The 14,014-nt window shown below is 45.7% G+C and carries 14 protein-coding genes and 1 tRNA gene; 6 read left to right on the forward strand and 9 right to left on the reverse strand.

All coding sequences use genetic code 11. From position 1 onward, the window contains the following. Positions 1-66: 66 nt before the first annotated feature. From ACWP87_RS07410 to ACWP87_RS07420, 3 genes are all read right to left on the reverse strand, one after another. Complete coding sequence (locus ACWP87_RS07410) at positions 67-1,035, reverse strand: 3'-5' exoribonuclease YhaM family protein (RefSeq protein WP_005714017.1); 969 nt, start codon at positions 1,033-1,035, stop codon at positions 67-69. 313 nt (positions 1,036-1,348) lie between these two features. Further along, complete coding sequence (locus ACWP87_RS07415) at positions 1,349-1,696, reverse strand: YlbF family regulator (RefSeq protein WP_005685470.1); 348 nt, start codon at positions 1,694-1,696, stop codon at positions 1,349-1,351. 21 nt (positions 1,697-1,717) lie between these two features. Next, a complete protein-coding gene (locus ACWP87_RS07420) occupies positions 1,718-3,760 on the reverse strand; it encodes a PBP1A family penicillin-binding protein (RefSeq protein WP_005685469.1) in 2,043 nt (680 codons plus the stop codon). Positions 3,761-3,871: 111 nt separating this feature from the next. Between ACWP87_RS07420 and ACWP87_RS07425 the strand changes: the two genes are divergently transcribed. Further along, positions 3,872-4,708, forward strand: coding sequence for an RluA family pseudouridine synthase (locus tag ACWP87_RS07425; protein ID WP_014569744.1), 837 nt, complete (start codon positions 3,872-3,874; stop codon positions 4,706-4,708). 127 nt (positions 4,709-4,835) lie between these two features. Here ACWP87_RS07425 and argR read toward each other — a convergent pair whose 3' ends face one another. The 3 genes from argR to ACWP87_RS07440 all read right to left on the reverse strand — a co-directional run bounded on the left by argR (position 4,836) and on the right by ACWP87_RS07440 (position 7,355). After that, positions 4,836-5,291 (reverse strand): arginine repressor, encoded by a 456-nt coding sequence (gene argR, locus ACWP87_RS07430; RefSeq protein ID WP_005711510.1) that lies wholly within the window; start codon positions 5,289-5,291, stop codon positions 4,836-4,838. A gap of 93 nt (positions 5,292-5,384) precedes the next feature. Next, positions 5,385-7,067: an arginine--tRNA ligase gene (gene argS, locus ACWP87_RS07435; protein ID WP_014569745.1), complete on the reverse strand. Its 1,683-nt coding sequence runs from the start codon at positions 7,065-7,067 to the stop codon at positions 5,385-5,387. A gap of 217 nt (positions 7,068-7,284) precedes the next feature. Further along, positions 7,285-7,355 (reverse strand) — tRNA-Gly (locus tag ACWP87_RS07440). A gap of 167 nt (positions 7,356-7,522) precedes the next feature. On the opposite strand from ACWP87_RS07440, the gene ACWP87_RS07445 reads away from it, so the two are divergent. From ACWP87_RS07445 to ACWP87_RS07460, 4 genes are all read left to right on the forward strand, one after another. Beyond that, the gene (locus tag ACWP87_RS07445) at positions 7,523-7,909 is read left to right on the forward strand and encodes a hypothetical protein (RefSeq protein ID WP_005685464.1); all 387 of its coding nucleotides are present in this window, start codon (positions 7,523-7,525) and stop codon (positions 7,907-7,909) included. Positions 7,910-7,921: 12 nt separating this feature from the next. Continuing rightward, positions 7,922-8,104 carry a hypothetical protein gene (locus ACWP87_RS07450; RefSeq protein WP_014569746.1) on the forward strand — a complete coding sequence of 61 codons (183 nt, stop codon included), beginning with the start codon at positions 7,922-7,924 and terminating at the stop codon, positions 8,102-8,104. A gap of 165 nt (positions 8,105-8,269) precedes the next feature. Continuing rightward, positions 8,270-9,211, forward strand: a complete 942-nt coding sequence (locus tag ACWP87_RS07455; protein ID WP_005685462.1) for a dihydroorotate oxidase — start codon at positions 8,270-8,272, stop codon at positions 9,209-9,211. Then, positions 9,208-11,025 carry a glycerophosphoryl diester phosphodiesterase membrane domain-containing protein gene (locus ACWP87_RS07460; protein WP_014569747.1) on the forward strand — a complete coding sequence of 606 codons (1,818 nt, stop codon included), beginning with the start codon at positions 9,208-9,210 and terminating at the stop codon, positions 11,023-11,025. Before ACWP87_RS07455 ends, ACWP87_RS07460 begins: the two co-directional genes overlap by 4 nt. An 83-nt stretch (positions 11,026-11,108) precedes the next feature. On the opposite strand, the gene ACWP87_RS07465 is transcribed toward ACWP87_RS07460, so the two are convergent. The 3 genes from ACWP87_RS07465 to ACWP87_RS07475 all read right to left on the reverse strand — a co-directional run bounded on the left by ACWP87_RS07465 (position 11,109) and on the right by ACWP87_RS07475 (position 13,374). Then, positions 11,109-11,792: an adaptor protein MecA gene (locus ACWP87_RS07465; RefSeq protein WP_005685460.1), complete on the reverse strand. Its 684-nt coding sequence runs from the start codon at positions 11,790-11,792 to the stop codon at positions 11,109-11,111. Positions 11,793-11,933: 141 nt separating this feature from the next. After that, a complete protein-coding gene (spxA, locus tag ACWP87_RS07470) occupies positions 11,934-12,386 on the reverse strand; it encodes a transcriptional regulator SpxA (protein ID WP_014569748.1) in 453 nt (150 codons plus the stop codon). A 250-nt stretch (positions 12,387-12,636) separates the two neighbouring features. Then, positions 12,637-13,374 (reverse strand): MBL fold metallo-hydrolase, encoded by a 738-nt coding sequence (locus tag ACWP87_RS07475; RefSeq protein WP_014569749.1) that lies wholly within the window; start codon positions 13,372-13,374, stop codon positions 12,637-12,639. Positions 13,375-13,442: 68 nt separating this feature from the next. On the opposite strand from ACWP87_RS07475, the gene ACWP87_RS07480 reads away from it, so the two are divergent. Further along, positions 13,443-13,946 carry a hypothetical protein gene (locus ACWP87_RS07480; protein WP_014569750.1) on the forward strand — a complete coding sequence of 168 codons (504 nt, stop codon included), beginning with the start codon at positions 13,443-13,445 and terminating at the stop codon, positions 13,944-13,946. Positions 13,947-14,014 lie beyond the last annotated feature (68 nt).

Raw genomic sequence — 14,014 nt, forward strand, 5'->3', positions numbered from 1 at the left:
TTCCGGTAAAACCATAATTTAAGTTTGACGAAGGCTTTCTAATCGCAAACAGTTTGCCTTTAGCTCTTAGTGCGGATCCGGATATGTTTGACCATTTGTCGGCCGGTAGAAACGCCGATTGTCCATGCCAAAGAGTCGTTCAGTAAAGGTGCCTGGATCGACATGTTGGTAGGCAGTCGTCATCATGTTGATTGAGGCATCCATTTCGTCCAAATCGTGCAACACCTGGGCTTCAAGTAGTTGCGGCCGCACCGGCGAGCCATATTCCAATAAACCATGGTGCGCTAATACAACATGCCGCAGCAATAGCATATCCTCACTATTAATATCGATCTTTAGTTGATGGGCTGCCAACACAATTTGTTCATCGATCAGAACAATATGCCCAATCAGATTCCCGGGTACTGTGTATTCAGTTGAAATCGGACCACTTAATTCAATCGTCTTGCCCAAGTCATGTAAAATCGCACCCGCATAAAGCAAGCTCTTGTTCAAACTTGAATACTGGGCAACCACATTTTTGGCCAAGCGTAAAATGCTCAGGGTATGAAAAGCAAGCCCACCAGCAAAGGCATGATGATTCGACTTGGCAGCAGGATAACTGAAGAATGCCTTTTTATGATCTTGAATCAGTTTACGGACGATTCGATTCCAATTGGCATTAGTAATCTCGAAAATGAAACTGTTCAGCTCTTCTTCCATGGCATTGGGCGCTTCCGGTGCACGTTCAACGAAGGTACGCGGATCATTTCCTTCTTCTTGGGTTGCCAAACGCATTGAGTAAATCTTGATCTGCGGGTTGCCTTGATACAATTCCCGCTTTCCTGACAGCTGCACCACTTCGCCGGCTTTGAACTGGGCAATATCATTTTCGGTTGCATCCCAGAATTTACCCGAAATATGGCCGGAATTGTCTTGAAAAATCATGGCAATAAATTTCTTGCCATTTTTTGCTACCCGGACTTCCGCTGATTTAATTAATACAGGAAGTCGCACATCTTCTTCATTATGGTAATCAAAAAGCCGTTTTGCCACGGTCGTCACCTTTTCCTTTACTATTCAAGCTAATTAAATCATACCGATGTCAGTTGGAAAGTACAAGGAAGGGATCGTTCAGGCACATGGCAGCATGAACACAGACACGATTCTTCGTTTTCAATTCCTCCACCACTTTGAGCCGCTTGCACGTGTTTTTGTGGGATTCCATCGCATAAAAAAGCGGTTCCAAAAAGACAAGCCGTCTAAAATAAAACGAGCTTTGTCTTCTTAGAACCGATTTTACTTGATCTTTATCGACATGCCACTTCGCTAACCTAAGTTGGTATGTTGTTTAAAGTGAGCCAATAACTTATGGCTTGCTTTGATAAACGTCAATAATTGGTTGGGAGATGATCTTATTCAATTCGTCCATCATCTGGGAAAGGCCTTGTTCTTTAGCCATCAAGTTCTGGATCGGTTGAATATCACGCATCTTGTCGCCAAGTGCCTGCAGTGATTTCACTTCTTCATCGGTAAAATCCTGTCCCTGCATTGACTTTTGTTGCATCTCATATTGCTTTTGTTGGAACTGCTGGAACAAGCCATATGCAACGGTGTCCAATTTCAAAAGATCAAATGCCTTCTTAAGATCTTGGAATTCCTGAGTTGTCTTGATATCTGCCGCCATTTGATTTGCGGTGTCGTAAACGTTTGCCATGCTTTACCTCACTTTTTGAGCCTATTTGAACCAGCTCTTAATATTATCATACCATTTTCCCACAGTTTCCTTGGCACTGTCTATACCTTTATCGATACTATCTTGAATTCCTTGCCAAGTGTCATCACTTTTTCCCGGTGTTTGGATGCTGGCCATTTGGGCGGCATCCTTGGTGTCAAAGGCAGTTTGAGGTGTATTGGGCATCAGCTTCGACATTTCAAGCTTGAACAACGGTGCGACACCGGATGTGCTGGTACCTTGCAAAAAGTGCTGACTATCCGTTGTCGGATAACCAATCCAAGTTGCATTCACAATATCCGGCGTATAACCAACTACCCACTGATCCTTGGTGCCATAACCCCAACTGCTAGGAACCTCGGTACTGCCGGTTTTACCTGCAATTGTATAGCCAGAAGGTTTAGCCGTTTTCCCGGTACCTTCGTTAAACGTACCGATCATCATACTGGTCATTTCCTGAGCGACTTTTTTGGACATGATCTGACGCGTTGCCGGATGGGAATTATCAACCACCGTTTCGCCGCTCGCATCAACGATTTTCCGAATAAAATGCGTGGTCGGCAGCTTGCCATCGTTAGCAAATGCCGCGTATGCCCGCGCCAGCATCAACGGTGAAACCCCGTTTTTTAAACCGCCAAGGGCTGCGGCTAGATTCTGATCACTCGATTTGAGCTGAATGCCAAAACGATCAAGGCTGGCAACGCCTTTTTGCACCCCGAGTTTGTTGAGTAACCAAACAGCAGGGGCATTGATCGAATCCGCCAGTGCTTGATACATCGGAACGGTGCCAAGGTATGTGCCGGTCGCGTTTGTCGGGGTATAATTATTTTTGCCGTAGCTAAGCTTTTCGTCTTTCAGAATCGAATCGTAGTGATACCCGTTTTCTAACGCCGGTGTGTACACCATCAGCGGCTTGATAGTCGATCCCGGCGAATTACGCAGCTGAGTCGCGTAATTAAACCCTAGGAAGGTATGTTCGCCCCGGTTGCCGACAACTGCGCGCACGCCGCCAGTCTTGGGATCCAGAATAATCGATGCGCCTTGAACCTGTTTACCATCTGCTGCATTAGCCGGAAATGCCCAGTCCTGTTCAAAACTGGTTTGCAGATTCTGCTGATAAGTTTGATCCAGATTGGTGTAGATCTTATAGCCTTTATTCAGAATATCATCAACGCTAATCCCCTCACTGCGCGCTTCTTCGATGACCGAATCAAAGTAAGATGGATATTTCTGTGCGTTGGCGTTTGAAAAAGCATCCACCACCTGAACCGATTGCGCTTTGGCTGCATTTGCCTGCGCCTGAGTCAATTTGTGGTTATCCACCATTAGCTGCAAAACCACATTACGTCGCGAAATCGCGTTATCTTTATGATCAGCCGGATTATAATAACTCGGGTTACGTAACATCCCTGCTAAAATGGCACCTTCACTGGCATCCAGTTGACTCGCATTCTTGCCGAAATAACGTTTTGCAGCGTCCTGCACGCCCCAAACCCCATTACCAAAATAGGCATTGTTGAGATACATCGCGAGAATATCCTGCTTGGAGTAAACTTTATTCAGTTGAATCGCCATGAATAGCTCTTGTGCCTTACGCAGCATGGTCTGCTTTTGCGTCAGTAACGTATTTTTGGCTAATTGTTGCGTGATGGTGCTCCCACCACCCATAATTTGACCATGATGGATAACATAGTTCAACGCCGACCGCAAAATTCCTTTAATGGAAAAGCCGCCATTCGAGTAAAACGTCCGGTCTTCGGTTGAAATAACCGCATTTTGGACTTGCGGACTAATCGCACTGAGTTCAACATACGTCCCTTTTTGACCGTACAATGTCCCCGCTTCTTCATTGTTGGCATCGTAAATAACCGTTTTGGTCTGTAAGGTGCTCTTGATATTTTGAACATCAGCGGTTTTTGCTTTATAAGTGAACCAGGCAGAGAAGATTAGGATGACCGTCAACCCAAGTAAAATGAGCCAGCGAATGACCTGAAATCGGCGGAAGAACCACCGAATGCTCTGCCAGACACGTGATAGAACCTGCATGTCCTTCCTCCTATTATGAATCTTATTTATTGTAGCATAGGCCGTTGTCAGCCAAGTCTCGACCGGCTGTTTTTAAGCAAACTTTATGACCGAACGAATCGAGGAATCCTTTTGTTATTTCAAACATCCGCCATTGCCCAGAATCATGCCAGCCTCCGGGATCAACTTCAAGACTGGCTAATCCCCCGGAAACGCCAGCATCAGATGCGCGTGGCACAAACCATTCAGGTCAACGGCCACTACCGCCATCTTAACGAGCCCGTTAAAAATGGTGACCTTATCTCGCTGACTTATGATGAGCTTGTCCATCGAACCTACGTCCCGGAAACGCCGCATCTTAACATCCGTTATGAGGATGACGACTTATTGATCGTGGACAAAACCGCCGGCATGAAAACCCACCCAAATCAACCTGGCGAAACCGGCACCTTAATGAATCAGGCTGCTGCTTATTTGGCTCCTTTTCCAGCGCTTATCACCCACCGGCTTGATATGGCAACCAGCGGCCTATTAGTCATTGCCAAAAATCCGTTAGCACAAGCCATCATTAACCGGCAACTAGCAACGAAAACCATGCACCGTGATTATCTCGCCGTGGTTCCGCGCGGGATTCCGGAAAAAGGAACGATTCAAGCTCCTATTGGTCATGATCCTGACGATAAGCGTAAGCGGATGATTCGCGCTGATGGTGCCTTTGCTGTCACGCACTATCATCGAATTGCCGAAACCGCGGATACTGCCACGATTGAACTTAATCTAGAAACCGGACGCACTCATCAGATTCGGGTTCATCTAGCCAGCATCGGCTTCCCCATCATTGGCGATCCTTTATATGCAGCCACTGAAACGGCCACTCGGATGCAGTTACATGCATTTCGCGTACGTCTGATCCGGCCGCTGACGATTGAGCCTCTAACGGTCACCAGTCCAAGCCCGTTTCGTCAATAAGCTATACGATCAGCGCTCTTTGAATCCTCGACCCATCATGTCAGTTAGAACCTGAAAAGCTCCCATAATCGCTAGCGTTTTTAGCTAACCATTATGGGAGCTCTTTTAAACCACAACTTACCTCAACTCACCGATCAAAAGCATGACGATAAGCCTCTTCAAACCATTTTGCCTGTTTTTCATCAGGGCTAATAACGACAATCGTATCGTGGCCGGCGATGGTTCCTACAACTTGATCAAAATCGATATCATCAATAATGGCCGCCAACAAATTACCATTACTTGGCAGCGTCTTGATGACATTCAGGAATTGAACCCGAGTGATCGTCAAGCCGACTTCCCGAATCGATCGCCCCAGCCGTTCAAGCTGTGACTCCTCTGACCCGCGAAAAATCGTATAGCGCAAAGTTCCTTTGGCATCTTGGGCTTTAACAATTTGCATTTCCCGAATATCACGCGAAATCGTCGCCTGGGTAGCATCAATACCAGCCGCCTTCAATGCCGCCAAAAGCTCCTCTTGCGTTGCGATCGGTTTTTGATTAATAATCCGTGCCAATGCAGCTTGGCGTTCACTCTTATTCATTCAACAACCTCCTAAGCGCGACCCGGCGCGGTTAGAAGTCTCTGCCGGGTCGACCGCGTCATGAAACAAGACTCAATTCATCCACACAAGTGACTACATTTCTTCAGGTGCCGCCACTCCTAGCAAGTGCAGGGCATTCTCCAAGACTTGAGTCGTCGCGGAGACCATTGCCAACCGAGCCGGCAGTTCACTGTCTTCAACCAACACCTTGACGTTGGCATAATATTTGTTGAATGCCTTAGCCAGCCTTAATGCGTATTTTGCAATCACTGAAGGCTCATACTCTTTAGCCGCCCGCACCACGATACTTGGATAATCACCCAAAGCCCGTAAAACATCCCACGCAGCCGGATCACTCAAGGCTACTTCCGGCGCCGGTGCAATGTTGGCCTTGCGCAAGATGCTGTGTGCCCGGGCATTGGTGTATTGAACGTACGGACCGGTTTCGCCTTCAAAACGAACGACTTCCTCTAGGTTAAAGTCAAAGTTATCCAGCCGTTCATTCTTCAAATCATGGAAAATAACCGCCCCGACACCAACTTCATGGGCAACTTTTTCTGCATTCGGTAAATCCGGATGTTTCTCATCAATTTGCTGCTGGGCAAGTCCGACTGCATCTTTTAAGACTTTTTCAAGCAAAATGATGTTACCGCGGCGGGTTGACAACTTCTTGCCATTGGCTGTGATCAAGCCGAATGGAATGTGGTGTATATCATTGGCCCACTCGTAACCCATTTCCAGCAAGACTGCTTTTAACTGTTGGAAATGTTCGCGCTGCTCGTTACCCACGACATAGAGGCTCTGCACAAAATGATAATGTTCTTTCCGGAAAATGGCTGCTGCTAGATCACGGGTCATATAAAGGGTGGCGCCGTCTGATTTTTTGATCAGCGCCGGATTGAGGTTGTATTTACTTAAGTCTACAATCTCGGCACCTTGACTGGTTTTTAGCAAATGCTTATCTTCCAGGGTTTTAACCACACGATCCATCTTGTCGTTGTAAAACGCCTCGCCATTATATGAATCAAAATCAACGCCAAGAATTTTATAGATTCGGTTAAACTCAGCCAGTGAAACCGTCCGGAACCACCGCCATAGCGTGATTGCCTCTTTGTCGCCATCTTCCAATCGCTTAAACCATGCCCGCGCTTCATCTTCCAACTCAGGATCGGTTTCAGCCACTTCATGGAACTTAACGTAATACTGCAACAGGTTTTTAATCGGATCAGCCTTAACATCGGCTTCCGATCCCCATTTTTTATAGGCAACAATCAGCTTGCCAAATTGGGTTCCCCAGTCACCTAAATGGTTAATTTTAATCGGCGAGTAACCGACCTTCTGCAAGATATTAGCAAGTGCATTCCCAATAACCGTCGACCGCAAATGCCCCATTGACATTGGCTTAGCGATATTAGGGCTGCTCATATCAATCGGCACATTGCCTTCACCAAGCTTAGCATCGCCAAAATGCTCGCCGGATTGGGCAATTGCTTTTAAAACTTCATGGGCAAAACTGATCTTGTCTAGATAAAAGTTAACATACCCGCCCACTGCTTTAACCTGCTCAAACGGGGACGCGTCAATCTTTGCAACCAAATCACTGGCAATCATCTTCGGGGCCTGATGCAAGATCTTTGCCAATGAAAACGTTGGAAAGGCAAAATCGCCTAAATCAGATGACTTGGGTGTTTCAACTAACGCGGTGATGGCCGCCTCATCTAGCTGACCATCCAAAACCGGAACAAGCGCTTTAACAACAAGTTCTTTGAAATCCATAATTTCCTCCTAAATCATGATGCCACGAAAAAAGACCCATCTCTCCCTTTACGAAGAGACGAGCCTGCACCCGCGGTACCACTCTGCTTGACATGAGTCCACTCAAAACACTGATCCTCAAAAGCGCGCCAACAGGTTAGACGTGATCGTTTGCACTAGCCGATCTCACTTTTAAACGTCAAATAACCTGAATTCCTCTTTCTCACCGGATCTATACAGCGGTCGACGAGAATCGAACTCGCGACACCAGCTTGGGAAGCTGGAGTTTTACCACTAAACTACGACCGCAAATCAACGCATATAAGTGTATCACGGCGAAGCAGGTTTGCAAAGACTCAAGCGGTACTTTTTTCTATGATTTTAATGAGAAAACATCTTAAAAATGAGTACGGGTAATTTTGTTGTTAATCTTTCTCACCGTGTTATAATAAAAAGAAAGAAGAGGAGTGGTTGAGATGGCAAAGACGGGACGCCACTATTATTTTGTGGCGCGCAACGAGAAAACCAAAACTGGTTATCACATTAGTTTTCCTAATATTCCTAATGCTGAGGCGGTCGGGACAACGTATGAGGAAACTGTTTATTATTCATATCGCGTTCTGGCCGATTTCCTAAGCCATCTGCCAAAGCAAGAAGCTGAAATCCGCGCTTACACACTCTCTGATATTCCCGACACCGTGGCAAGCAACGTTTTCTACTCTTTGGTTAGCGTGACACCAGACTTCGATCCCCATAAAATGGAAACGCACTTTACGCTTCCGCAAACGCCACCCGCCGACATTCGTCAAAAAGCGGCTAAACTTGCCGGTCTCGTGACCCCCAATGACAATTTGGCTTTGTAGGCAGACATTAGCATGCAAGTTATTCGAATTGGACTTTTGATTATTTTCATTGGTGCGAGTGTTCTGACTCTGATTGGTTTATTAGGCTGGCTCATTTTAATACTCAGTCATCATCATCCAGAAAAAATGCGGCGTTTGACACTAATTAGCGGTGGCATTGCGTTGGCGGCGTTAATCCTTAATGCCTTCACCTAGCATGCCGGCTGATCATGAATTTGCATACAACTCAAAACGTTCCTTTAAACTTCACGAACAGGAGTTTAAGGGCGCTTTTTTGGTTACGCCGGGGTGAGTGACTGGTTTCTGAGGCTTTTCTATGCTTAAATGGGAACAGCAAATATTGAAGGAGTGGGCAAGTTTATGACTGATCTGCGTACAAGTATTGATGGCTTTAAATTTGACAATGTATTTATGAATGCAAGCGGCGTTCGCTGTTACACCGAACAAGAATTAGACGAACTGGTGCAAAGCGATGCCGGCACCTTGGTTACCAAAAGTGCAACCCAAGCAAAGCGGCTAGGTAACCCGAGTCCACGCTATGCCCGTCTGGAACTAGGCTCAATCAATTCCATGGGCTTACCTAACGAAGGCTTGGATTACTACCTCAACTACGCCTTGAATTTTCAAAAAGCGCACCCTGATCAGCCCATTTTCATTTCAGTTGCCGGTTTGTCGATGGAAGAAAATCTGGCGATGGCACACACGATTGAAGATTCGGATTTTAACGGTTTGGTTGAATTTAATCTCAGTTGCCCCAATGTGCCAGGTAAGCCGCAAACCGGTTATGATTTTGACCGTACGCAAGAAGTTTTGACTAACCTGTTTAGCTTCTTCACTAAGCCAGCCGGGGTCAAGTTGCCGCCTTATTTCGATTTGGCTCAGTTTGACCAAATGGCAGCTATTTTAAATCAGTTCCCGTTGAAATTTGTCAACTCCATCAATAGTCTGGGTAACGGTTTGATGATCGATCCAGAAACCGATACTGTTTTAATCAAACCAAAAGGCGGTTTCGGTGGTGTCGGCGGTGCTTATGCTAAGCCAATCGCCCTTGCCAACGTTCGCGCTTTTGCCCAACGACTTAACCCGCAAATTCAGATCATCGGCACCGGCGGCATCACCAATGGCCGCGATGCTTATGACTTAATCCTTGCCGGTGCTAGTCTGGTTCAAGTCGGTACCCTCTTACAAGAAGAAGGGCCAGCGGTGTTCACCCGCCTCAAACGAGAGCTAGCGGCGGTTATGCAGACAAAAGGCTACACTCAAATTAGTGACTTCAAAGGACAACTCAAAACCTTATCATGAATAAAAAAATCAAAGTCTGGTCTTTGTTTACCCGAAACACCAAAGACTTTGCCCATCACTGGGGCGCCTACTTTCTACTGATCAGCGTAACCAATCTCGCAGTCGGACTGGCAATCATCCCGCTGCTGACTTTTAGTGCGCAACAAATCCTGCGTCTAGGAAATGTTCCCTACATCACTTTAACCAACTTAGGCACGATTATCGTGGAAAAGCCAGGTACCGCCGTCTTACTCTTGCTAATTGGCTTACTATTACTGCTGTTCGTCTATTGGCAGTTTGCGTTTCTAATTCTCGGCATTCAAAACATCCACCGCCAAACGCATTTAAATTTTCGCCAGTTAGCTTTAGCAACGATCAAAAAGACCCGCCGCTTGACGCCCACAACCATTATGATTTTGATTGCCTATTTTGTTTTGGTTTTTCCGTTCTCAAGTATCGTGTTTAAAACCAGTTTATTGGCCAAATTGACGATTCCCGATTTCATCATTGATTTCATTTTGGACCGCTGGTATTTGGCAATTCTGGTTGTTTTGTTATATCTGGTTGGCACCTGGTTGGCTGTGCGCCTATTACCACTTTTGCCAGCTTTAATCCTTGGTGATGAGCATCCCGCAGCAACGGTTGTTCGCAGCTGGCGAGCAACACGCGGTCAGGCTTGGCGAACACTCTTTTCAATCATCCTCATTGTCATTCCGGTGATGGTACTGACGGTGTTGCTGATCCTTGGATTATATGGGTTTCAGACATACCTAGACCAGCAATGGCAGCAGTGGTCATTATTAGGTGCAACCATTAATCTTGGTTTATTGCAGGTCACACTTTTGCTGATCACGGTTTTCTTTACTGTCATGCTGTATCAATTAGCAACCGCCCAAGCAGAAACTTTTCAACTCATTTCCGTGCAAACGATTGATGCGCCAGTGTCGAAACGGCGGCGGACGGTACTTTTTCGTCTCAGTGCTTTGGCGCTAATTTTGCTGGTTGTCGCTAGCACCAGTGCTTTTTACCACGCTTATCTAACCGGAGCCTTAACGACCCAGCCATTAACCATCTCACATCGCGGAGTTGACAACGGAAATGGCGTGCAGAATACGATCCCGGCGTTGGAAGCCACTGCTAAGGAAAAGCCCGATTATGTCGAAATGGATTTGCACGAAACCAAAGATCACCAATTTGTTGTGATGCACGATGAAAATCTAAGCGCATTAACCGGACGTAATGCTCGGCCGCATGATTTAACTTTGGCTGAACTAACACAGCTAACCGCGCGTGAAACTGGGCACGCCGCCAAAGTCGCTAGTTTCGATGACTATCTGGCCGCCGCTGAAGCAGCCCATCAGAAATTATTGGTTGAAATTAAAACAACCCCCTATGACAGCCCAGAAATGATGGATCGTTTTATCCAGCGATATGCGCAACGCTTATTGGCAGATCATGATCAAGTTCATTCGCTCGACTATCATGTGGTCACCACTCTGCGTAAGAAGGTCCCGACACTCAAGACGTTCTTTATTCTGCCATATACACTGGTTTCCCCTGCAACGCCAGCAAGCGGTTATACGTTAGAATCAACCACCCTTTCAACGACCGTGACTGATCAAGCCCATGCACGGCATCAGGCGATTTATGCATGGACCGTCAACGATAGCGATGATATGCAGAAAATGACGTTTATGGATGCAGATGGGATTATCACTGACCAACTGGCAACACTTAAGACGACCTTACGTCAGATGAACGATCACCCTAGTTATGCCGATCAGCTGCTGAATTACATGACCAGTTTCTCCTCTGGGGATAATAGTCCGTTTTAAATGATTCGCGTCATGTTTTCAGAGATGCTAAGTTTAAGAACACGAAAAAATCCACTCATTTGAGCGGGTTTTTTAAACCATCTTTACTTAAAGTAATACCGCGCTGTTTCTAATGCGCTGGTTTCCATCAATCGTTTGCCGTACTCCGACAAAACCGCAGATGACAACGGTGACCGATCACCAAATTCCAGTGCGACTGCCATTTCATCGTGCGCTTCATTAGATGAAATTTCGTTTGGATAGAAAGTCAAAACAAGGTAGTAGTTTTGCTTGTAACGATAAAGATCACTCTTACCGCCTTCCAAGCGAAGCGTCTGAGCAAGGCTGATGAAATCTTCAAAATCCTTTAATTTTAAGACTAATTCGGTTTGTGGTGCTTTGGCAGCATCAATATAACCGCCTTCGTCAACAGCTTGCTGATCATGTTGATCGTTGGCATCTAACCCCTGCAGCTGCTGGCGAATATAATCCGGCACCTGGGTATCCGCACTATCACCATCAGAACCGGTGTCGCTATCATCATTCTTTTGTCCGTTCTTACTGATCAACAACTCGAGTCCGGACTGACTTGGCATGACTTGAAACGTCACGGCCTCATTTGTCGCAAACGTATGATCTTTATCGACTTCATCGAGGATACTGTAGAAGAAGCTTTCAATCTGCTTGTGATTACCAAGCAAATCCAGCACGGTAATTCCCCGCTGCGCTAGATCATCGTTGCCTAACATGACCCGGATCGTATTTGCGTTAATCCGTTCCATTTCCATGATTGCTGCACCTCACTTTAGTCACGGAACCCTGACTTTTGTGGTTCATCACATGACCACTTACTACATTATAGCAGATTTCGTACTTCACGGCATTCTACCGCACGTACCTGTTATGATCAAGTCGCAGGCTTTGAAATCTTAAAATCGCACACATTTTGTACGCAAAAAGAACTGCCTCGGCGATCCATTGTGCCAAGGCAGTTCTTTTAATTGCGCCTGTTGCAATTCCAAAGTCCGAACAGATCGTGGCAAGAAGCGGCGGATTTCGTCCTCGTTATAGCCAACCTGAAGGCGTTTGTCATCCATCATGATCGGTCGCCGTAACAGACCTGGATATTTCGCCACTAACTTAATCAGGGTACCCGTTGACAGTTCATCAATATTAACGCCGAGCTCCTGGAAGATCTTTGAACGTGTTGAAATAATTTCTTCAGTTCCTTCTTCGGTCATCATCAATAACCGTTTGATTTCATCAACATTCAATGGATCAGAAAAAATATTTCTTTCTTGGAATGGAATCTTATTTTCCTTTAACCAGGCGCGCGCCTTCCGACAAGATGTGCAACTTGGGGATGTATATAAAATAACCATGAGCGCTCGCTCCTTTTCTTTGACGAGGTATCTTTCTCAACTACAGGTATAGTATACGAGATTGCCTCAAAGCGGCGCAATCACATTTAGAAAAATAATTTTTCAAATGATGAAAATTTCGCGTTCAAAGTCTTGATATTGCGTGATCTATCAACGTCTTTATAAGTTTAATTGTAATAAATACCCCAAGTTATAATAACTAAATTTTTAACATTTTCCTCTCATTTTAAACGATCAGTTATCATCACTATCAGACATTAATTGTCAAGTCATCCCTGGCAACGTCAATTGGTATACCTCCCGCTACTGCTTGTGCCTGATCCTTCAAAGTGACAAGATCTAGCTGTTGGGGCAAATGCGTTAAGAGTGAACGCTTCACCTGCGCTTCTTTTGCTAACGTTCCGGCTTCTGGAGCGGTCAAATGCCATCGTGGCGCTGGTTGATCGGCAAGGAAATTGGTATCTGCCATCAACAGGTCAGCGTGCTTAGCAAAGGGAACCAATCCAGAAAAATAGCGCGTATCACTCGTATTCACAAGTACTTTGTTGGTGCCTTCTTCTTTAATCCGTACCGCAAACGCCGGAACAGGATGCTGTGTCTCCAGGAAGGTTAACGTAAGCGGCCCTAAATGTAAGGTGCTGTCTCCGGTATAACCGATCCCTTGCGTAAACGGACCAAACGTTAAGCTCCCAAAGTTCAAAGGATCCTTTGTGTGCCCGTAAATTGGCAATGGCGACACTTTTTTGTTTCCCTTGCGTAGTTGATAGAAGTACTGCAAAACGCCGACATCCGCCGTATGATCATGATGATAGTGCGTCAACAAAACCGCGTCCAATTGCAATGGGTCAAAGACCTTTTCCAATGCCAGCAAACCGCCACTACCTAAATCCATCAGTAAGTGATAGTCGCCACTTTCAATTAAATAAGTACTCGTTGCATGTCCGGCATCCGGATAGCCGCCGAGATAACCTAAAACTGTTAATTTCATTTAGTTTTTCCTCCTTTTCAAAGTGAAATGCTGCCAAGAAGTTTATAATAAAAGTGGAGGTGGTCGTTATGTCCACAATACAAACGGTTTTCGGCAGCAAGTCTTTTCTGACTAAATTGCTTGATGAACGCCATGATCCGCAACTAAAACTCTTGAAACCAGCACAAAGCGGTCTAGACTATATGATTTTCGATCCCAGCGGTCAAGCCACATTCAGTGCTCCCCTACGCTATGAAATTTTAGCTAGCCTAGGGAAAACCGAGCAAAGCGGCTATGTGCATTTCATGTACTTTAACCTTGATACGGATGACGTCAAAGTCTTCTTATCCAAAATTAAACAACTGATCGATAATCATGATATTTTGTTGGGCGAAAATCATATTTTACTAGCGCAGGAAGCCAAACATCCGGACAATTTCCTGGTGATGTCAGTCTGGCAAACGAGCAATGACTATTACGAATTCAAGAATACGCCGGCACTCGCATCAGTCAAGGAATTCATTCGCCGCGCTGCCTCTGCCAATGGTTTTCATGAGGCCGGTTATGCCGTGATCGACCCGCACAAAAAGTGACAGTGTCAACCGCCAAATCATTTTCGTAGCGGTTGCTGCATTTGATTGGGATGAAAAATTTAAACCTG

It is taken from the genome of Lacticaseibacillus sp. 22, from assembly GCF_055413445.1.